This is a genomic window from Flavobacterium sp. WG21 (assembly GCF_000335775.1).
GTDB lineage: Bacteria > Bacteroidota > Bacteroidia > Flavobacteriales > Flavobacteriaceae > Flavobacterium > Flavobacterium tructae.
The window spans coordinates 1-22006 of the sequence record NZ_AMYW01000022.1; the positions used below are offsets into that span (position 1 = coordinate 1).

At 34.8% G+C, this 22006-nt stretch carries 17 protein-coding genes; 8 read left to right on the forward strand and 9 right to left on the reverse strand.

Features of this window, described 5'->3' with window-relative positions:
* Nucleotides 1-67: 67 nt before the first annotated feature.
* Nucleotides 68-1297 (reverse strand): multidrug effflux MFS transporter, encoded by a 1230-nt coding sequence (locus tag C245_RS0115180; protein ID WP_026110088.1) that lies wholly within the window; start codon nucleotides 1295-1297, stop codon nucleotides 68-70.
* A 153-nt stretch (nucleotides 1298-1450) separates the two neighbouring features.
* On the opposite strand from C245_RS0115180, the gene C245_RS0115190 reads away from it, so the two are divergent.
* The 7 genes from C245_RS0115190 to C245_RS23140 all read left to right on the forward strand — a co-directional run bounded on the left by C245_RS0115190 (nucleotide 1451) and on the right by C245_RS23140 (nucleotide 7716).
* A complete protein-coding gene (locus C245_RS0115190) occupies nucleotides 1451-1876 on the forward strand; it encodes a hypothetical protein (RefSeq protein ID WP_017497466.1) in 426 nt (141 codons plus the stop codon).
* A 267-nt stretch (nucleotides 1877-2143) separates the two neighbouring features.
* The gene (locus C245_RS0115195; RefSeq protein WP_017497467.1) at nucleotides 2144-2527 is read left to right on the forward strand and encodes a hypothetical protein; all 384 of its coding nucleotides are present in this window, start codon (nucleotides 2144-2146) and stop codon (nucleotides 2525-2527) included.
* A 261-nt stretch (nucleotides 2528-2788) separates the two neighbouring features.
* The gene (locus C245_RS23135; protein WP_017497468.1) at nucleotides 2789-2974 is read left to right on the forward strand and encodes a hypothetical protein; all 186 of its coding nucleotides are present in this window, start codon (nucleotides 2789-2791) and stop codon (nucleotides 2972-2974) included.
* Nucleotides 2975-3744: 770 nt separating this feature from the next.
* Nucleotides 3745-5661 (forward strand): DUF294 nucleotidyltransferase-like domain-containing protein, encoded by a 1917-nt coding sequence (locus tag C245_RS0115210; protein ID WP_017497470.1) that lies wholly within the window; start codon nucleotides 3745-3747, stop codon nucleotides 5659-5661.
* Nucleotides 5662-5663: 2 nt separating this feature from the next.
* Nucleotides 5664-6260, forward strand: a complete 597-nt coding sequence (locus C245_RS0115215; RefSeq protein WP_017497471.1) for a PolC-type DNA polymerase III — start codon at nucleotides 5664-5666, stop codon at nucleotides 6258-6260.
* Between the two features lie 566 nt (nucleotides 6261-6826).
* A complete protein-coding gene (locus tag C245_RS0115220) occupies nucleotides 6827-7366 on the forward strand; it encodes an SRPBCC family protein (protein WP_017497472.1) in 540 nt (179 codons plus the stop codon).
* A gap of 26 nt (nucleotides 7367-7392) precedes the next feature.
* Nucleotides 7393-7716, forward strand: a complete 324-nt coding sequence (locus tag C245_RS23140; protein ID WP_017497473.1) for a DUF4287 domain-containing protein — start codon at nucleotides 7393-7395, stop codon at nucleotides 7714-7716.
* On the opposite strand, the gene acs is transcribed toward C245_RS23140, so the two are convergent.
* The 7 genes from acs to C245_RS23145 all read right to left on the reverse strand — a co-directional run bounded on the left by acs (nucleotide 7672) and on the right by C245_RS23145 (nucleotide 18403).
* Nucleotides 7672-9579 carry an acetate--CoA ligase gene (gene acs, locus C245_RS0115230; RefSeq protein ID WP_017497474.1) on the reverse strand — a complete coding sequence of 636 codons (1908 nt, stop codon included), beginning with the start codon at nucleotides 9577-9579 and terminating at the stop codon, nucleotides 7672-7674. The genes C245_RS23140 and acs overlap by 45 nt on opposite strands.
* A gap of 503 nt (nucleotides 9580-10082) precedes the next feature.
* Nucleotides 10083-11552, reverse strand: coding sequence for a ketol-acid reductoisomerase (ilvC, locus tag C245_RS0115235; RefSeq protein WP_026110089.1), 1470 nt, complete (start codon nucleotides 11550-11552; stop codon nucleotides 10083-10085).
* A 60-nt stretch (nucleotides 11553-11612) separates the two neighbouring features.
* Nucleotides 11613-12134, reverse strand: coding sequence for an acetolactate synthase small subunit (gene ilvN, locus C245_RS0115240; protein WP_026110090.1), 522 nt, complete (start codon nucleotides 12132-12134; stop codon nucleotides 11613-11615).
* An 85-nt stretch (nucleotides 12135-12219) separates the two neighbouring features.
* Entirely contained in the window at nucleotides 12220-13908 is a 1689-nt protein-coding gene (ilvB, locus tag C245_RS0115245) for a biosynthetic-type acetolactate synthase large subunit (protein WP_017497477.1), read from the reverse strand.
* A 158-nt stretch (nucleotides 13909-14066) separates the two neighbouring features.
* On the reverse strand, nucleotides 14067-15740 hold the full coding sequence (gene ilvD / locus C245_RS0115250; RefSeq protein WP_017497478.1) for a dihydroxy-acid dehydratase: 1674 nt from the start codon (nucleotides 15738-15740) through the stop codon (nucleotides 14067-14069).
* A 269-nt stretch (nucleotides 15741-16009) separates the two neighbouring features.
* Nucleotides 16010-17128 carry a 3-isopropylmalate dehydrogenase gene (leuB, locus tag C245_RS0115255; protein WP_017497479.1) on the reverse strand — a complete coding sequence of 373 codons (1119 nt, stop codon included), beginning with the start codon at nucleotides 17126-17128 and terminating at the stop codon, nucleotides 16010-16012.
* Between the two features lie 99 nt (nucleotides 17129-17227).
* Nucleotides 17228-18403, reverse strand: a complete 1176-nt coding sequence (locus C245_RS23145; protein WP_017497480.1) for a 2-isopropylmalate synthase — start codon at nucleotides 18401-18403, stop codon at nucleotides 17228-17230.
* A 155-nt stretch (nucleotides 18404-18558) separates the two neighbouring features.
* On the opposite strand from C245_RS23145, the gene C245_RS0115265 reads away from it, so the two are divergent.
* The gene (locus tag C245_RS0115265) at nucleotides 18559-20103 is read left to right on the forward strand and encodes a hypothetical protein (RefSeq protein ID WP_017497481.1); all 1545 of its coding nucleotides are present in this window, start codon (nucleotides 18559-18561) and stop codon (nucleotides 20101-20103) included.
* A gap of 151 nt (nucleotides 20104-20254) precedes the next feature.
* Here the strand turns inward: C245_RS0115265 and C245_RS0115270 are convergent, their stop codons facing one another.
* On the reverse strand, nucleotides 20255-21910 hold the full coding sequence (locus tag C245_RS0115270; protein WP_017497482.1) for a M1 family metallopeptidase: 1656 nt from the start codon (nucleotides 21908-21910) through the stop codon (nucleotides 20255-20257).
* Nucleotides 21911-22006: the final 96 nt, after the last annotated feature.

Below are 22006 nucleotides of genomic sequence, written 5' to 3' on the forward strand. Positions count from 1 at the left end.
CTTTTTTATTATAGTGAGAATGTACTTTTTCTCTTTTCCGTCGAAATGACAATTTAGAATATCTTTATTAGTGACCAATCGTAATATCATCTTCCGCAGACAATTCTACCTTTTGTTTGATAGAACGTTTGCTAATATTTAAAAAGATAAAAGCTGTAAGAGTAGTGGTGGTCATAATAGCCACCATTGGAGCTACAGAATCTTTAACGAAAACTCCAACAGCAAACGAAGCCAAAGCCCCAATACCCAACTGAATAGCCCCCATTAATGCTGAAGCACTTCCTGTGTTTTTCGCAAAAGGCGCCAGGGTAAGTCCGGCGGTATTTGGATTTGAAATTCCCAGACAAGCTAGAAATAAAAATAACATTCCGATAGTTTGATACAATCCTAAAAGGTCATTTAAAGCCAGAATTAGAAAAAGGATACTAATAACAGACTGTGAAATCAATGCTCCAAAAATCATCTGTTCACTAGAATATTTCTTCAATAATAGGGAGTTTAACTGACTTGAGCCAATAAAACTTAACGACATAAAAGCAAAAATCCAACCGTAAGTCTTGGCATCAACGTGGTAAATGTCCATAAAAATGATAGGCGAGGCCGCAACGTATGAAAATAAGCCAGAAAAAGCAATTGCACCTGTAAAGGCATAAGTGTAAAACTGAGGCTCTTTAAAAACGCTGATAAAATTAGTGATAATCGGTTTTGGCTTCAAAGATATTGAAGTATCAGGCTTATAAGTATTTGGTAAACCAATTTGTGATGCAATTAATATAGCAATTCCCATACACATTAGGATAAAAAATACGGTATGCCAGCCATAATCTTCTGTAACATAACCTCCAATTGTTGGTGCCAGCATAGGAGAAAGTCCAACGACAAGCATTAATAAAGAAAATACTTTTGGAATGTCTTTTACAGGAAACAAATCACGAACCATCGCTACAGAAGCCACCGTGGCAGCACAACTACCAATAGCCTGAACAAAGCGTAAAAGGATAAACGAATCAATATTAGTAACATAAATACATCCCAAAGAAGCCAGAATATAAACCATCAAACCTATAAACAAAGGTTTTTTTCGACCAAAACGATCCAATAATGGTCCGTATAATAATTGTCCTGCTGAAATTCCGATAAAATAACTGGATAAACTCATGGATACTTTTGCTACCGAAGTGTGCAAATCCTTTGCTATACCTGAGAAACCAGGAAGATACATGTCTATTGAAAATGGGCCGAGTGCTGTTAAAGAACCTAAAATAAGGATAAGGGTAATGTATTTTTTTGTTGTCATTTTCTTAAAAAAATTGCTTTTCATTTTTTGCAAAGGTAAAGATTTCATATCTTGTAGTGTAATTTAAACGTTTTTTAATAAAACGTTTGATTAGGTTACGCATTAATTGAACTATAAAAAAGCATTATTAACACTAATCTTAAATCAAAAATTATGAAAAATTACATTTTAGTATTCGCGCTTATTTTTACCACAATTTCATTTGCACAAACCATTACGTCCAAAAAAGAAGAAGCAAATGTAGAGCAGTACGCATTACTGCAAAAAGTAAACAAATATTACCCGGACATTACTTTAAACAAAACCGTTACCAATTTTTATGCAGATGGCAATATCATTGACACGCATCAGGAGTTTGATTTGACAACTTCAAAATTTTCAAGCTACAAAATCGGACTTGAACCTGATAACAAAAAATTGCTGTTTGAATACGTTTCTGATGAAACCGGAAAAGTTTACGGAGACGTAACCATTTTTAAAGGAAATGCATTGCGAACTACTTTCAATGAAAAAAATAATGAAATTAGCGTATCGCTAAACGGAAAACCAGTTTACCTGAAAAAGATAAAACAAAACTAAAACAATAGATTTTAGACTAAAAATTGAAATCAAACAGAAGCATTCGCTACGGTGAATGCTTTTTTGTTTTATAGAGGCTGTCCCAATACCAAGTCACTAAAATTAGCCACAGATTAGAAAGATTTTCACAGATTTTATTTTAATTGCGTATAAAACAGGTGCGAATCTGTAAAATCAGTGGCAAAAAAACATTCTTAATACGTGTAAAGGATAGTCATATTGTTTTATATTTGAAGCTGATTGAATGACAAATACTTTTAAATCAAAATGAAGAAAATTTTCGTATTCTTATTAATGATTGTTTCTATAGCATCCTATTCGCAAACCAATCGATTTACCGGAACCTGGAGCACTGAAAATTGTAAAACCTGCAGCAAAGATTATGTCCTGAAAATTAATATGGCGCAATCCAATAATAAAATATTCGGAACGGCCGAGATTACGAGCGACAATCAGAAATTTGTCAGCGGTGTTATGGAAGTTACGGGTAATGTATACGCGCTTGGCGAAAAAGCTCAAATTACCATTAAAGGCAAAGACGGTTCCGCAGGTGCCGTTTTATTTGCAAAGGATGATGTTTTACAATTCGCTAAAAGAGGTGGTGACGATTTAGTTCCTAAAGAAACAGTTCTGACGAAGTTGTACGAGTAGAACTATTTACTACATAGTCCCGATGCATCGGGATATTTCTATAAAAGAGTATAAAAAGAAGCATGTTTCTTACACATAGTAGTCTCTCTATATTTTAAATAAGAGAAATGTCTTTTATGAGAGTGTTAAACCTATGTTTTTTTGGGTACCATGAGGTGGAAGAGAATAATATTATGTAAAATAGAAAGCGTAAAATTATTATGATACAAGAATTACGCAATTGAAAAAGTTGGAATTTCAAGATCGATATTTTATAGAAAGTTGAAGACAAAATCCTTTGCGCCGAATGAAATCCTGGAGATTGCCAAAATTCTTTTTCCGGATGAGTTTTATATGCTGGAATTAAAAACGGAAATTGAACAAGCTAAAAATGATATTGATGCTGGTCGAATAATTGCACATGACAAAATACTTCTAAAAATAAATGAAAGAAATAGTATTTTTTAAAGGAATGTAAGGCTGTAAATTCAGTTTATAAAATTTAGAAGTTTAGTTGAGATAATCCTGTCAAATATTATGAATTGAATTTTGCTGTATTTGAAAAATAATTTTCAAAATAATTTTTTACGAGAATCTCAGCAAACAGAAATAAGCATGATATTTTTTAAACGACGTATCACAGGCTAAAATTAAGTTATATAGAATTTGCAAGTTTATCTAATAATCTTGTTGAACATTATGGATGCAATTTTGCAGTATTTGAAAAATAAATTTCAAAATAATATTTTATGAGAATCTCGGCAAACGGGGCTTAGCATGATGTTGAAATTTTAATTTCTGAATGTTTACAATATTTACTAATAGGTATTAGAGTATGGCAACAAAGCAATTCATTAAAGAACCAACAAAGGCTTTAAACGCCAATAAATTAGTGATTATTTATCCTATACAATTTGACCTATAATTTATATTATGTAAAATAGAAAATTCAAAGAATTGCTCTACTGTGATTCATTTTCCTTCGAATATTTTCGATAAAGATTATTCTAATGCAAAAGAATCGATTCTCAGTGCTACTCTGTGTCTGTACTTTCACCAATCCATATCAATAACTAATTTAAATTGAGTTTCAAAATTGCAATGAGCTGTTTTAAAAGCTTTAAAATGGTTATATTTAAGATTTCTTTAAAATAATTATATTCTGTATGGGATGCTTTCATTCTAAGACATAATTTTCTTATTTTTACATTCGATACTTTAAAAAAAATATCAACCGTATGAATACAATTGCTGAGCATATTGCAGATTTTTTAAAAGAATACCCGCCATTTGATAATTTAACTTTTCAGGAATTATCAGATATTGCAACTAACATTCGTGTGATCAATTTAGAAAAACATGCAGTATTATTTCAAAACAATGACCTGCTTCATGACAGCTTTTATGTTGTTGCTTCAGGTATTGTAAATCTGACCACAATTGCTGATGCCGAGGAAACGATTATAAACAAATGTCATGAAGGAGATATTTTTGGCTTACGTCCGTTTTTTGCCAAGAATAACTATATGATGACGGCTAAAGCTCGTGAAGAAAGTATTATCTATGCTATTCCAATTGCAGTTTTCAGACCATTCGTAGCGAATAATTCGGATGTTTTGAATTTTCTGTTGGAGAGTTTTGCTGTAAATTCAAGACATGCAAAGGACAATGTACATTCTAACGGAAAATTGATTTCTGATACTGCTTTTTATGTAGATCAGCAATCTGAAATGCAATACATTCAGTCTTTGGCTTACAATAATTCGCCGTTAACAACTGAGTCCAACCACATTATCAAAGATGTGGCTATTTTGATGACCGAATCATTGGTAGACAATATTGTGATCTGCGAAAAAAACAATCCAATTGGTATTGTAACCAATGCCGATTTATCCTCAAAAATTGCTACAGGCCGCTATCCGATCACTGAAACGATTGATAAGATTATGTCTTCGCCGGTAGTTACGGTTATTGAAAATGTTTCTTTGGCCGAAGCACAATTACTAATGTTGAAACACAACGTTACTCATTTATGTGTTACCAAAGACGGTACAAGTAAATCTGCTGTAAAAGGAATTATTTCCGAGCATGATCTAATTGTCGCACAAGCCAGTAATCCGGGTGTTTTGATTAAGGAAGTAAAACGTTCTCAATTACCAAAAGATCTAAAACAAATCCGTGATCGTTTGTCTGATTTAATTCAGAATTCGATTCAAAAAAATATTCCAATTTCGCATGTCAGCAATATTGCAAGCGAAATTAATCTGGCTATTATTAAACGTGCTGTCGAGTTGTCTATTTTAGATTTAGGCTCCCCTCCTGCTCGTTTTGCGTGGTTAAGCATTGGTAGTCAAGGGCGTAAGGAACAGCTTTTGCTTACAGATCAGGATAGTATTCTGATTTTTGAAGACGTAGCACCGGACAAGTACAGAGAGGTAAAAGATTACTTTTTAAGACTGGCTAAAAGAACAACTTCAATCTTAGAAAAAGTGGGTTACGAGCTTTGCCCAAACGGACATATGGGGAGTAATATGCTTTGGTGTAAGTCATTGACAGACTGGACGAAACAATACAACAGCTGGATGAATACTCCAGGTGAAAATAGTAATGATTTGAGTAGTATTTTCTTTGATTATGAGATTGTTTTTGGAGAACCAAAAATTGAAGAAGTGATCGAAAACGTGATCTTTAAGAATGCGGTAAACAATACTTTGTTTTTTGATTTCTTAGGGAATGATGCTTTAAAACGCAATTCTCCATTAAGCTTTTTCAAAAAGTTTATTATTGAAGAAGAAGGACCGCATAAAACAAAATTTGATATTAAAACCCGTGCATTAATGCCTTTAATTGATTCAGCTCGTTTGCTGATTTTGAATGCTAATATAAAGGGAATTAAAAATACTTATTTGAGATTTAAACAATTAGCGATTACAGATTCTAAAAATGCAGAGATTTATTTAAGCTGTGCTGAAGCTTTTCTAACTTTGTCTAAATTTAGAACTGTTGAAGGTTTGAAAAATGACGATTCCGGACAATATATCAATTTGAGGGAAATGTCGAAAACAGACAAAGAAAAGTTAAAAAATGCCTTAACCCCAATGAAAGACCTTGAGGAATTAATTAAGAGTAAATTTCAACTTACACAATTCTCATAAGTATGCTAGACTGGATTAAAAATATCAATAAAGAGTATCCTGATTTTTGGAAGGAATACTTAACGAAATTTGAAGTTAAACCTAATAGATTTGTGGTGTTATCTACAGAAACTTCAGGTTTAAATCCGAATAAAGATGTTATTTTGTCTTTAGGCGCATTTTCGGTTACGGATGACAGCATTGTGATTAAAGACAATTTTGAAGCTGTTTTGCTGCAGTACAAATTTTTGCAGGATAACGGTCTTTCTAATGAGTTCATCATCGAAAGCAAAATGATGAAGATGCCGGAACCTGATGCGATAGAAGCTCTGATTAATTTTATAGGAAACTCTGTTCTGGTTGGGCATCATATTAATTTTGATATCGAAATGTTGAATGCAGCATTGGAACGTCTGGATTGTGGAAGATTGAAAAATGAAGCGCTGGATATCGATATGATGTACCGAAAATTGATGGACATTAATGACAAACAGTTTTCTCTGGACGATTTAAGTGAAATATTTAAAATTCCGAAAAGCGATAGAAATTCGTCTGCAGAAGATGCGTATAAAATTGGCCTATTATTCCTTAAACTGAAATCGAGATTAGGAATTAAATAGAATGAATGAATCAAAAACATGTTAAAAAGAAGTAAGGAAATCACTGAAAAGTATTTCCTTTTTTTTTGGCTAAACATATTTGATATATCCGAAATAAAGGATCACTAATGAATGTTATAAATCCGATAATCTCAAGGCTTTGGGGTTGTCGGATTTGTTGTTTTAAAGGTTTTTTGTTAGGTGAATAGCTGTTAGACTAAGCGCAATCAAAGTTTTTTAGTTTTGCAGGCCTTCGATTTTGCTTGTTTTTTGTAGCGGCAGAATGAAATGACGTAAATCCCCCTATTGTTGTCATTTACGTACAGTATTGCCTTTTGTAAGTAATCGCATCTTTGTCTTGTTAGTATAATTAAAAATTAACAGAAAAAGTAAAACAAAATGACAACTATAAATTCTCATCTGGCTTTTAGCGGAAATTGTCTTAAAATAAAGACGTTCTGTAGAAAATGTCTGAACAGTCAGATTATATTTCAGACCATTGGTGAATCCCCCGGATGTTTAGCGTCACCGCAAATCAAAATAACAAATAAATATAAAGACTTTTTTAATTAACCAATTTAACAAAAATGAAAATGATATTCGTAAAAATAATAACGGTGTTGGTAGCTATAGTTTCAATAGCTTTAGTAGTAGCAATGTTTACTAAAAATAAATATACTATCAGGAGAGAAATAATTATTCATAAACCCAAAGCGGAAGTTTTTGATTTTATAAAACTGAACCGAAATCAAAAATTGTACAGTAAATGGCTATTGCTGGATCCTGATACAAAAATCGAGATAACAGGTACTGACGGAACCGCGGGTTCTGTTCTGACTTTTGAAAGCAAACACCATAAGACTGGTAAAGGAGAGTGGGAAATAAAAAAAGTAGAAAATAGCAGAATCGATTTTGAACTTCGTTTTTTAGCACCTTATGTATTTACGGCAAATGGACATATGGAAACAGAAACTTTAGCCGGAAATCAAACAAAGCTTATCTGGATTTATAATAGCGGAATGAACTGGCCTAAGAATTTTATGCTTCTTTTCTTTGATATGGATAAAATAATTGGAGCTGATGTAGAAGAAAGTCTAACGAACATAAAAACGATTGTCGAGAAATAAACTATAACCTTTAAAACTAAAAAATTATGTCATTTCAAGCTTATTTAACCAATATTAAAACAAAGACAGGAAAAGGTCCAGATGATTTTAAAAAACTTTCAGATGAAAAAGGATTTTCAGTCAGTGGAGAATTAAAACCTGAAGTAAAAGCAACCGAAATTGTAACCTGGCTGAAAGCAGATTTTGATTTAGGTCACGGACACGCAATGGCTATTTATGCACTTCTTAAAGGATTAAGGAAAGTAAAAAAAAAGAATAATAAAAAAAGCTGTCGAATGGACAGCTTTTTTTATTTTGTAAAGATACTAGATTCTCCCTTTTGTAATTTCGTCAACAATTTCAGGGTTTAGCAAAGTTGAAGTGTCTCCAAAATTAGAAAAATCACCTTCTGCTATTTTACGTAAAATTCTACGCATAATTTTTCCTGAACGTGTTTTTGGCAAGCCTGAAACAAACTGAATTTTATCGAGTTTTGCAATTGGTCCGATGTGGTCAGAAATATATTGATTGATCTCACGACTAAGATTCGATCGGTCGCGGACTTCTCCTGTTTCTTTTAAGATTACAAAACCGTATAGTGCATTTCCTTTAATATCATGTGGGAATCCAACGATAGCAGATTCGGCTACTGCAGGATGTTCGTTAATGGCATCTTCAATAGGAGCTGTTCCTAAGTTGTGACCGGATACAATTACAACATCATCTACTCTACCGGTAATTCTGTAATATCCTACTTCGTCTCTTAAGGCACCGTCTCCTGTAAAATATTTTCCCGGAAAAGCAGAGAAATAAGTGTCTTTGTAGCGTTGGTGGTCCCCCCAGATTGTTCTGGCGATTCCCGGCCATGGAAATTTAATACATAAACTTCCAACAACCTGATTTCCTTCAATTTCATTTCGTTTTTCATCCATTAAAACAGGTTGAATTCCCGGTAATGGCAAGGTCGCATAGGTTGGTTTAGTTGGGGTTACAAAGGCAATTGGTGAAATCATAATACCACCGGTTTCAGTCTGCCACCAGGTATCTACAACCGGACATCTTTTATCTCCAACGTGATCGTTGAACCAGTGCCAGGCTTCTTCGTTGATTGGCTCTCCAACGGATCCAATTACTTTAAGTGATTTTAGCGGATACTTTTGGATATAATCTAAACTTTCTTTTGCAAGTGAACGAATTGCAGTTGGTGCTGTATAAAATTGTGTGATTTTATGTTTTTCAATAATGTCCCAAAAACGGCTAAAGTCAGGATAAGAAGGAACTCCTTCAAAAATTACGGTTGTTCCTCCATTTAATAGAGGTCCGTATAAAATATAAGAGTGACCTGTAATCCAACCTATATCAGCAGTACACCAGAAAATATCATTTTCTTCGTGATTGAAAACATTCTTAAAGGTATAAGCCGTATAAACCATATATCCGGCTGTGGTATGTACCATTCCTTTTGGTTTGCCTGTAGAACCAGATGTATACAGAATGAATAACGGATCTTCAGCATCCATTATTTCCGCAACACTATTATCTAAGGCTTTATCTAATAGAGGCTGTAACCATTCGTCACGGCCGTCTTTCATTTTAACTTCGTTATTAGTTCTTTTTACAACTAAAACTTTAGTAACAGACGGGCAAGTTTCTAATGCCTCATCAACAATTCCTTTAAGATCAATGTTTTTATTACCTCTGTATCCTCCATCAGAAGTAATAACCATTTTACATTCGCAATCAATTATTCTGGCAGACACAGCAGAAGCTGAAAATCCTGCAAAAACAACAGAATGAATCGCTCCTATTCTGGCACAGGCTAATACAGCTACAGCCAATTCAGGAATCATAGGTAAATAAATACAAACTCGGTCTCCTTTACGTACACCTTGCTCGCGCAAAACATTCGCCATTTTGGAAACTCTTTCGTATAATTCGTTATACGTTATATGTAAAGCGCTTTCTGAGGGATCATTCGGTTCAAAAATGATAGCCGTTTTTTCTCCTCTTTTGCTTAAATGTCTGTCGATGCAATTTTTTGTGATGTTAACTTTTGCTTCTGTAAACCATTTTACTTCCGCATCAGCCATATTAAAATCAACTACTTTTTCCCATTGCTGGTACCAGGTAAAATTTTCCTCAGCTATTTTTCCCCAAAACTTTCTAGGCTCTCTTATTGACTTATTGTAATGTTTAAAATACTGTTCTAAATTTTCAATTTTATAATAACTCATACGTTTTTAGAATTTTTTTTTATAAATGTATTAAATATCAGTCTATTCTTAAAATTATTTAATTCATAAATAACAGGAAAAAAAACAGATATTGAAAAAAATATTGCTTTTTAATGGGTATAATATAAAAAATGGCTTTTTGATGAAAAAAGACATATTTGCAAAAAAGGCACGATAAATGAATACCATGCCTTTTTAATTTTAACAATTTCAATAACAATTAATTTTGTAATTCTGTATTACAATCTTCCGCACTATTTTTGAAAATAGAAGCAACTTTATTAATTAAAATGAAACTTCAACAAGTACATTTATTGCTAAATATACCCCCTTCATTAGGGATTAGCTTCACTTAACTTACAGTCTTACTTTCAGAAGTTAAGTGAATGCAATTTGCATCTATATCCATTTTTCTTAATAAGTGCTTACTAATTCAAAAATATTACATCAAACGGAGATACAGAGCAGATTCCACAACCGTATGTGTGGTAATTCCCAATTTATTATCCAATTTTTTTCATTGCTGTCATTGATTCTCTCAACCATGCTCCTACTTCTTCGATAGGGTGTTGACGAACTTCTTTGTTTACAGCAATTAAAGTAGCATTGTCAACTCCATTTGAAGTAGAAAATGGTTTACCTATTACATTTGTTTCCACTGTTTTCATAAATTCTGTTAACAACGGCTTGCAGGCATGGTCGAATAAATAACAGCCATATTCAGCAGTATCCGAGATCACACGGTTCATTTCGAATAATTTTTTTCTTGCAATCGTGTTTGCAATCAAAGGTAATTCGTGTAATGATTCATAATATGCTGATTCTTCGATAATTCCTGCCTCTGTCATGGTTTCGAAAGCCAATTCTACCCCCGCTTTTACCATTGCAATCATCAATACTCCGTTATCAAAATATTCCTGCTCTGAAATTGGAGCTTCTTGTGGAGCTGTTTTTTCGAAATTAGTTTCTCCTGTTGCAGCTCTCCATTTTAATAAGTTTGCATCATCATTTGCCCAATCAATCATCATGGTTCTGGAGAATTCTCCTGAGATAATGTCATCCTGATGTTTTTGGAATAACGGTCTCATAATGTCTTTTAATTCTTCAGCAATTTCGTAAGCCTCAATTTTTGCTGGGTTGGAAAGACGATCCAGCATATTGGTGATACCTCCATGTTTTAAGGCTTCAGTAATAGTCTCCCATCCATACTGAATCAATTTTGAAGCATAAGCTTTGTCGATTCCTTTTTCCACCATTTTATCGAAACATAAAATAGAACCGGTTTGTAATAACCCGCAAAGAATGGTTTGTTCTCCCATTAAATCTGATTTTACTTCGGCTACGAATGATGATTTCAGAACTCCCGCTTTATGTCCTCCGGTGGCTACAGCGTACGCTTTAGCCTGATCTAAACCAAAACCGTTTGGATCATTCTCCGGGTGAACAGCGATAAGTGTCGGAACACCAAATCCTCTTTTGTATTCTTCGCGAACCTCAGAACCAGGGCATTTTGGTGCGCACATAATTACGGTGATGTCTTTACGGATTTGCATTCCTTCTTCGACAATATTAAATCCGTGAGAATAAGATAATGTTGCTCCGTTTTTCATTAAAGGCATTATGGCGGTAACTACAGCAGTATGTTGTTTATCAGGAGTTAAGTTACAAACTAAGTCGGCAGTTGGAATTAATTCTTCATATGTACCTACTTTAAATCCGTTTTCAGTGGCATTTTTATATGATGCTCTTTTCTCTGCAATTGCATCTGCACGTAATGCGTATGAAATGTCTAAACCGGAATCTCTCATGTTTAAACCCTGATTCAGACCTTGTGCTCCACAGCCTACAATGACAACCTTTTTTCCTGCCAGAGCTGAAATTCCATCTGCAAATTCTGATTGCTCCATAAATTCGCAAACTCCTAATTGTTCTAATTGTAATCTAAGTGGTAATGTGTTGAAATAATTTGCCATTTTTTTTAATAATATTTAATGAATGTTGTATTTAATAATTGGTTAATAGATGAAATAATCCTATTGGAATGCTTCTAACATTGTTGAAATTTCCATTTTTTCTTTTGAAACAGATATTCTTCCTGAGCGAACAAACTGCATAATGCCATAAGGCTTGAATTTGGCATACAAATCTTCGATTTCAGAACGTCTCCCTGATTTAGAAATCACAAAGAAATCGCGGGAAACCGTGACAATTGTAGACTGACTGTCCTTGATGATGTTCTGAATTTGTTTTTCATCAAACAACAGGCTTGAAGCAATTTTAAATAGAGCGTTTTCCAGATAAATGGTTTCTTCATCTGTGTGATAAAATGCTTTTATAACTTCAATTTGTTTTTCGATTTGCCCAACAATATTTTTGACCCATTTCTCTGTTGTTTCCACAACAATAATGAATCTGGAAACACTTTCTATTTCTGATTCAGAAACGTTTAGGCTTAATATATTAATGTGGCGCTTTAAGAATATTCCTGATATCCTGTTTAACAATCCTACATTATTTTCTGAGTATACCGATATGGTAAATGTTCTGTTTTCCATTGTTTTTAGTTTTTTTTGTTCCAAGTTTCAGGTTTCACGTTTTGCAACTTGAAACTCAAAAAACTTGAAACATGAAACTTTAATTTTAGCTTAATCTAATTTCAGAAACACATGCTCCCGTTGGAATCATTGGGAATACGTTGTTTTCTTTCTCTACCATAACTTCTAAGAAATAAGAATCTTTTGAAGCCAGCATTTCGGCAACGGCTGCATCTAAATCTTCCCTTTGTGTTACTTTTTTAGATTTAATATAATATCCTTCAGCTATCGCTACAAAATTTGGATTGATCATTTTGGTAGAAGCATATCTGTTATCAAAAAACAGCTCCTGCCATTGACGTACCATTCCCAAAAATTCATTGTTTAGAATGACAATCTTTACAGGCACCTTAGTCTGAAAAATGGTTCCCAATTCTTGTATGTTCATTTGAAAACCGCCATCACCAATTATAGCTACTACTTCACGATCCGGTTTTCCCATTTTGGCTCCGATGGCTGCGGGTAAAGCAAATCCCATCGTACCTAATCCACCTGAGGTAATGTTACTTTTGGTAGAATTGAATTTTGCATAACGACAGGCAAACATTTGATGCTGCCCAACATCTGAGACAATAATAGCATCCCCTTTTGAGTGTTTGTTTATCATTTCTATGGTTTCACCCATTGAAATTCCTTTATTATTGGTTGGATTTAATTCTTCTTTTATAACGGAATCGTACTCGATTCTCTTTAGCTCTTTAAATTCGTTATGCCATAAATCATGTGATTTTGCTTCGATTAATGGTAATAAAGCGGTTAAGGCTTCTTTTACATCTCCAAGAACAGCTATTTCTGTTTTTACATTTTTATCGATTTCGGCAGGATCAATTTCGAAGTGAATTACTTTTGCCTGTTTGGCATAAGTATTCAGGTTTCCGGTAACACGGTCGTCAAAACGCATTCCGAAAGCAATTAAAACATCACATTCGTTGGTTAGCAAATTTGGGCCATAGTTCCCGTGCATTCCCAGCATTCCCACATTTAAGGGATGGTCTGTTGGCAAGGCTGAAAGTCCTAAAATGGTCCACGCAGCTGGGATTCCTGATTTTTCAAGTAAAGCTTTGAATTCGGCTTCCGCTTTTCCCAGAATAATACCCTGTCCAAAAACAATAAAAGGTTTTTTAGCGCTATTGATTAAAGCAGCAGCTTCGGCCACTTTATCTAATTTTAGTTTCGGAACCGGAGTATAACTTCTGATTCCGGTACATTTTTCATAACTAAAATCGAATTGGTCAAACTGAGCATTTTTTGTAATGTCAATCAATACGGGTCCTGGACGTCCGGAACGTGCGATGTAAAATGCTTTTGCAATAATTTCAGGGATTTCCGAAGCTTCAGTTACCTGATAATTCCATTTGGTTACCGGAGTCGAAATTCCGATGATATCCGTTTCCTGAAAAGCATCAGATCCTAACAAGTGCTTCCCTACCTGACCTGTGATACAAACCATTGGGGTTGAGTCGATTTGAGCATCTGCAATTCCGGTAATTAAATTGGTTGCTCCCGGTCCTGAAGTTGCAATGGCTACCCCTACTTTTCCTGTAGCGCGGGCATATCCTTGTGCGGCATGTGTAGCACCTTGCTCGTGACGTACCAATACATGGTGCAACTGATCCTGGAATTTATATAATTCATCGTAAACCGGCATGATCGCTCCTCCCGGATAACCATAAAGTAAGTCTACTCCTTCTGCTAACAAACATCTTATAACGGCTTCTGCCCCTGATATTTTCATAGTATATTGTTTTTTCAATGTCAAAAATCAATTTCAAAATTCAATGGCAATGTTAAAATCAATTTCAAACTGATTCTTTATATTTCTACTTTTTATTGCAATTGAACTTTGCTATTTTACTGATATTGTCATTGTTTTTTGAAATTGTTATTGTAAAATTATTTATCGGTAACGCAACCTGTTGAAGCGCTTGATACTGATCTGGCGTATTTCAGTAAAACTCCTCTGTTTACTTTTAAAGGAGGCTGAATCCAACTCTCTTTACGAGCGGCGAATTCTTCGTCAGATATTTTCAGGTTGATTGTATTTTTTACAGCATCAATAGCGATTAAATCACCATCTTTTACCAGTGCAATACCACCACCATCATAAGCCTCTGGTGTAATGTGTCCTACCACAAAGCCATGTGAACCTCCGGAAAACCTGCCGTCTGTAATAAGAGCACAGCTGCTTCCTAATCCTGCTCCAATAATGGCTGATGTAGGTTTTAGCATCTCAGGCATTCCCGGACCACCTTTTGGTCCACAATACCTAATGACGACTACATTACCGGGTTTAATTTTTCCGGCTTCAAGGCCTGGAATCACTTCAAACTCACCTTCGAAAACAACCGCGGGACCTTCAAAATACTCTCCTTCTTTTCCGCTGATTTTGGCAACAGCTCCTTCAGAAGCAAGATTTCCATATAAAACCTGAATGTTTCCGGTTGGTTTTAAAGCTTTTTGTATTTCATGAATTACTTGTTGTCCGTCTTGTAAATCTGGAGTTGAAGCTAAGTTTTCGGCCACTGTTTTTCCAGTTACAGTTAAACAATCTCCATGAATTAGTCCTACTTTCAATAAGTATTTCATTACTGACGGAATACCTCCTGCTTCATGAATGTCTTCCATCATGTATTTACCGCTTGGTTTCATATCTGCAAGTACAGGAGTTCTGTCATTTATCGCTTGAAAATCATCAAGTGTAATTTCAATACCAACGGAATGTGCCATAGCGATCAAATGCATTACGGCATTGGTTGAACCTCCTAAAACGGCTACAATTGTAATGGCATTTTCAAAAGCCTTACGAGTCATAATGTCTCTAGGCTTAATATCTTTTTCCAATAATGTTCTAATGGCTTTACCAGCAGCAAGACATTCGTCTCTTTTCTCCTGACTTAAAGCGGGATTTGACGAACTGTATGGCAAGCTCATTCCTAGGGCTTCAATTGCCGAAGACATAGTGTTAGCCGTATACATTCCTCCACAGGCACCTGCTCCGGGACAAGCATTTTGAATAACTCCTTTAAAATCCTCCGGAGTAATTTCATTTTTTACTTTTTTTCCTAAGGCTTCAAAAGCTGAAACTATATTCAATGTTTCTCCTTTCCACTTTCCGGAATGGATAGATCCTCCGTACACCATCAAAGACGGACGGTTCAAACGTCCCATGGCGATCAGAGCACCAGGCATATTTTTATCACAACCTGGAATTGCAATGATGCTGTCGTACCACTGCGCACCCGCAACTGTTTCGATAGAATCGGCAATGACATCTCTGGAAACTAAGGAATAACGCATTCCTTCTGTACCGTTCGAAATTCCGTCACTTACACCAATGGTATTAAAAATAAGTCCGACTAGATTTGCATCCCAAACACCTTTTTTAACGTCTTTTGCTAAATCATTCAGGTGCATGTTGCAAGTGTTACCATCGTACCCCATGCTCACAATACCTACCTGTGCTTTTTTCAAATCTTCTTCAGTTAAACCAATACCGTACAACATGGCTTGCGCTGCTGGTTGTGTTTGATCTTGAGTGATGGTTTTGCTGTACTTATTTAATTCCATTATTGTGTTATTTTTTTAATTTTAATTCAAAAAAAAACCTTCCAGTATTTGGAAGGTTTATAATATAGTTTTTCAATTATATTTATACCATTCCCCGTGCATATGTGATAATCACATTTACAATAATGACAGAAATAGTAATAATAATTGAGATTTGCATCTTTCTTTTTTTTAGTGAGACAAAAGTATGAAAACTTAAAGGACTAAAAAAATAAAATCTCAACATTTTACATACTTCTTGTTATTTATTCAATTTTTAACAAAAAATATTAAACAATTGTTGATTGTCCAATGTGAACGTTGTCATTATTAAAATAGAGTAAGTCGTCTTTACTGAAGATAAAATTGGATACAAAGTCCCCTACTTCGTTTGTGCCGAACTTTGAATCCGGTTTTAAATCGACAGTTACTACTTTAAATTCGATTGCTTTTTCGACTGCTTTATAGATCATGGCAGCTTCTTTAAATAGACCAAAATGTTCCAATAACATCGCCGCTGATAAAATGGAAGCAATCGGATTGGCGATGTTTTTTCCTTTCGCCTGAGGATAGGAACCGTGGATTGGCTCAAACAAAGCATTCTTTTCTCCTAAAGACGCTGAGGCTAATAAACCAATAGATCCCGTTATTACACTTGCTTCATCTGATAGAATATCTCCGAACAAATTTTCGGTCAAAATCACATCAAATTGTTTTGGATTTAAAATCAATTGCATCGCTGCGTTATCTACGAACAAAAAGTCTAAAACAACATCAGGATAACTTTGACCTACTTTCTGAACGACTTTTCTCCATAAACGGGAAGTTTCCAAAACGTTGGCTTTATCGACCATGGTAAGTTTTTTGCGTCGGTTTTGTGCTGATTTAAAAGCCAAATGTGCAATTCTGGTGATTTCTTCTTCTGAATATTCACATAAATCTGAAGCGTGTGTACCTTCCTCATTTAAGGTTTTAGCTCCAAAGTATGCGCCTCCGGTTAATTCTCTGAAAATAGTAAAATCAGCACCATCGATAATTTCTCTTTTTAACGGAGAAGCATCAATGAGTGATTTATAAGGTTTTATCGGGCGAATGTTAGCGAACAATCCCAACTCCTTACGCAGTTTCAATAATCCTTGCTCCGGACGTACTTTTGCTGATGGATTATTATCGTATTTAGGGTCTCCAATGGCTCCAAACAATACAGCATCTGTATTTAAACAAAGGTTTAATGTCTGCTCTGGCAAAGGATTTCCTGTTTTATCAATGGCAATGGCTCCCATGAGCGCCTCTTCAAAAACAAATTCATGATTGTACACCTCACCAATAGCATGTAAAGCTTTCTTGGCTTGTAAAATTACCTCTGGTCCAATCCCGTCTCCTGGTAAAACTGCTATTTTCAAATTCATAACGTCTCGTTCTTTATGTATTTAAACCCTTTTTTCTTTGTTCTATTCTCTTTATTCTATTCTCTTTATTCTATTCTCTTAGATCTTTGCTCTATTGAACTAGTTTCTAATTAATTCTCCCTGAATTTTTGCAGCTTCGATGATTTGGTGAATATCAGCATCAATTACTTCTTTTTTAATATCGGCGAATTTCAAAAATTCAACGTATACGATATCCAGTTGCACTTTAGTAAGCTCATAACCTACTTTTTTAGCACGGTAAGCCAAAGCAGCTCTTCCGCTTCTTGCTGTCAATATAATAGAGGACTCATTTACACCTACATCCAGAGGATCCATGATTTCATAAGTGGCTCTGTTTTTAATCACTCCATCCTGATGAATTCCGGAACTGTGCGCAAAAGCATTAGCTCCTACGATGGCTTTGTTTGGTTGGACAATCATTCCCATACTTTCAGAAACTAAACGGCTCATTTCGTTTAATTCTCTTGTATTGATATTGGTGTCCAGATTTAGGTAAGGATGTTGTTTGAAGATCATTACAACTTCTTCTAAAGCTGTATTTCCAGCTCTCTCCCCTATACCATTTATAGTACATTCAATTTGTCTTGCTCCGTTGATGGCTCCTGCAATGGAGTTTGCTGTAGCCATTCCTAAATCGTTGTGACAGTGACAGGAAAGGGTTACGTTTTCAATACCTTTTACATTTTCTTTTAGGTATTTAATTTTTGCTCCATATTCTTCAGGCAAACAATAGCCTGTTGTATCCGGAATATTTAATACTGTTGCTCCTGATTTTATTACTTCTTCACAAACTTTCGCAAGGAAGGCGTTGTCGGTTCTTCCGGCATCTTCGGCATAGAATTCTACATCTTCTACGTAAGATTTGGCATGTGCTACAGCAAATTTTGCTCTTGCAATGATGTCTTCCGGAGTTGTGTTTAGTTTATGGAGTATGTGAGATTGAGAGGTTCCGATTCCGGTATGGATTCTAGGTTTCTTAGCGTGCTTTAAGGCAGCTGCAGCAACATCAATGTCGTTTTTTACGGCTCTTGTCAGACCGCAAACAGTTGCATTTTCTACAATTTTACAAATCTCAGAAACCGATAAAAAATCGCCTGGACTTGACACTGGAAAACCTGCTTCGATAATGTCAACTCCCATTTTATCAAGTCGTTCTGCGATAACTAGTTTTTGTTTCGTATCTAACTTACATCCCGGGACCTGCTCTCCATCGCGCAAAGTGGTGTCAAAAATTTGAACTTTCTCTCTATTCATATTCGTTTATTTAATGTAATTTCACATCTTGATAACAAATATATATTGTACTTTGCCGGCACGAAATTCATTTTAATGAAATTATACTGTTCATAAAACATTTTAAAGCAGGTTAATTAACTAAAAATCAATAAGTTATATTATTATATTTTACAATGGCTAACCATCAAAAAGATTTCTTATTTGTATTAATAAAATCACTTTCTAAATCCGAAAAAAGGCAGTTTAAGATTTTTGCAAGTCGTTTAGAGACGAGTTCGAATACCAAATTCATCGAATTATTTAACATTTTGGATAAGTCTGAAACTTATGATGAAAAGCTGATTCTCAAGAGTGGTATTATTAAAAAGGTTCAGCTATCTAATTTAAAATCATACTTATACAAACAGATTTTAGTAAGTATTCGCTTGAATATTCCGAGTCAGAATATTCGTTATCAGTTGCGGGAACAAATCGATTTTGCGGTTATTTTATACAATAAAGGTTTGTACAAACAGAGTTTGAAGATTCTGGACAAAACAAAACAACTGGCGCTTGAGAATGATGAGAAATACATGGCGTATGAAATTGTAGAATTCGAAAAACTAATCGAATCACAGTACATTACGCGAAGTATTCAGGGACGTGCCGACGAATTGGTAATTCAGGCCAAAGAACTGAATTATCGCAATACCATTTCAAGTAAATTATCGAATTTATCGCTGCAGTTGTACGGAATCATGCTAAAAACCGGCTATGTAAAAAGCGACGAAGAGTACAAATACATTGACGATTACTTCAATAAGCATATTTCAAAACTGGACGAGAGTAAGTTTGGTTTTAGAGAAAAGTATTGGTTTTACAATGCTAATCTTTGGCGTAGTTTTCTGGTTCAGGATTTCTTAGCGAGTTATAAATATGCCTACAAATGGGTAAGATTGTTTTATGATAATCCTAATATGATTTACCTAAATCCAGTCTTTTTCTTAAAGGGGAATCATTATTTTCTCGAGTCGTTGTATATGTTGAAATACAAATCGAATTTCAAAAAATACCTGACGCTTTTAGAAGAAACCATTGCTGATCCAAGGTTTCCGGTAAATGATAACATTGCATCGCTTTCTTTTCTGTACGTTTATAATAATAAATTGAACCTTCACATACTGGAAGGAACTTTTGCTGAAAGTGAATATCTTATTCCGGAGATTCTGCAGAAAATAAAGCTCCACAGCGAACATCTTGATGAGCATCATGAGATGTTGTTTTACTATAAAATTGCCTCTATTTATTTTGGTACTGAAAAGTACAATGAATCGATTAATTATTTGGATAAAATCATCAACAATAAAAATCTGTCGATGCGTGAAGATTTAATGTGCTTTGCCAGACTTTTGTCCTTGATTGCACATTACGAATTGGGTAAGGATTATTATTTGGAAAATCATTTGAAGAACACGTATAAGTTCCTCTTAAAAATGAATGATTTACATGAGGTTCAGAAAGAGATTATCAAGTTCATGAAAAACCTGAATAACTTCTACCCTGCCGATATTAAAAAGGAGTTTATCAAGATGAGGGCTCGCTTTATCGAACTGGAGAAGAATACTTATGAGAAAAGAGCCTTTTTATACCTTGATATTATTTCATGGCTGGAAAGTAAAATCGACAACAAAAAGATCGCCGATATTATTAAAGAAAAGGCGAAGTTGAATAGTCGATAATAATTAGATGATTAGTCAATTTGATAATCATTTTATACTGACAAACTGGATAGGTTCTTAAAACTTATCCGCTTAATTTTAATTAGATACAAAAAATCCCAAATACCTTTATATTGGAATTTGGGATTTTTTATTGAAATTTATCAATCTTTTATTCGACTATGTTCGAAGTTGTTACATAGAAATCTTTATCTACTTCCACCTTTCTGTCTTCATTAGTAGTTTTTTCAGACTGCCATTCGGTTGTTGGTTTTAACCATGTTTCAACTCCGTTTAATTTTACTCTTACGGGCATATCAAATTTAGAAACGCAATTGGTCCAGTGGTAACCGAAAGTTCCGTTTTTAAACATATACTCAAAAACCGGGATTTTTGTTGTGGTCAAATATTGAGCAAATACTCTATTAAAATTAATTCCGGATTGTGTGTTGATGTAATCCTCGATTTGCTTGCTTGTCACAGTTTGGTGATAAAAAGTCTTATTTAAACCTCTTAAAATCGATTTCCATTTGGCATCATCATTTAAAATCTGACGCATCATGTGCAGCATGTTGGCTCCTTTTGGATACATATCACCTGATCCCTCGTTGTTTACGTCATAATTACCAATGATAGGTTTGTCGTTCTGAATCCCTTTACGGCATCCAATTACGTACTCTGCAGCGGCATCTTTTCCGTAGTAGTACTCCAGGAAAAGGCTTTCAGAGTAATTAGTAAAGCTCTCGTGAATCCACATATCCGCAATATCCTTGTACGTGATATTGTTGGCAAACCATTCGTGACCTGATTCATGGATGATGATAAAATCAAATTTTAATCCCCAGCCTGTTCCGCTTAAATCACGTCCTAAATAACCATTTTTATAGCCATTCCCGTAAGTCACACTGCTTTGGTGTTCCATTCCCAGATAGGGCACTTCGACCAATTTGTAACTGTCTTCATAAAAAGGATAAGGTCCAAACCAGTTTTCAAAAGCTTTTAGCATTTTTGGCACGTCTTTGAACTGTTCTTTTGCCAAAGCTAGATTGTCTCTTAAAACATAATAGTTACAATCTAAATCTCCTTTTTCGCCTTTGTATACTTCTGAGAAATTAACATAATCCCCAATATTGATGTTTACACCATAGTTGTTGATGGGATTTGAAACATACCAGTTGAAGGTTTTAGTTCCATCCTTTTCCTTTTTAACGCTTTTTAATCTTCCATTCGAAACCTCGGTAAGATCTCCCGGAACATTTACGCTGATCAACATGTTTTCGACTTCATCATACATATGATCTTTGTTCGGCCACCATACACTTGCTCCCAATCCCTGACAGGATGAAGCGATAAAATCTTTACCATTTTTGTCCTTTTTCCAGCTGATTCCACCGTCCCAAGGTGCCTTAACGGCTTCTCTTGGTTTTCCTGTAAAACTCACTACCACTTCTTTGGTATCACCCACTTTTTGCTTTTGAGTCAGCGTAATGAAAAAGGCATTTCCATCTCTCTTAAACTGTAATTCTTTCCCATCCTGTGTTACTTTCGTAATTTGCATTGGTTCCTGCAAATCAATCTGCATCTTATCGTACGGAGTTAAAACAGTATAACGGATTGTATTTGAACCTGAAATTGTTCTCTCTTTTGGACTCACTTTTACATCAAGATGATAGTATTTTAAATCCCACCAGGCTCTTTCTTTTGTGATGCTTCCGCGTAAAGTGTCCTGATGTGTAAAAATAGTTTCTGACTTATTCAAAAGTCCTTGTGCATTGGCAGTAAAGCCAAATAGAAAGGCGATACAAACGCCACCGAAGTATTTTTTCATATGAAACAGATATTTTCTTTTAGTCGAAATTAGGAAGGCTTTTTGAGCCGTTTACACTTCAACAAATGTAAACATTCGAATCAAGTTTTGACTGAT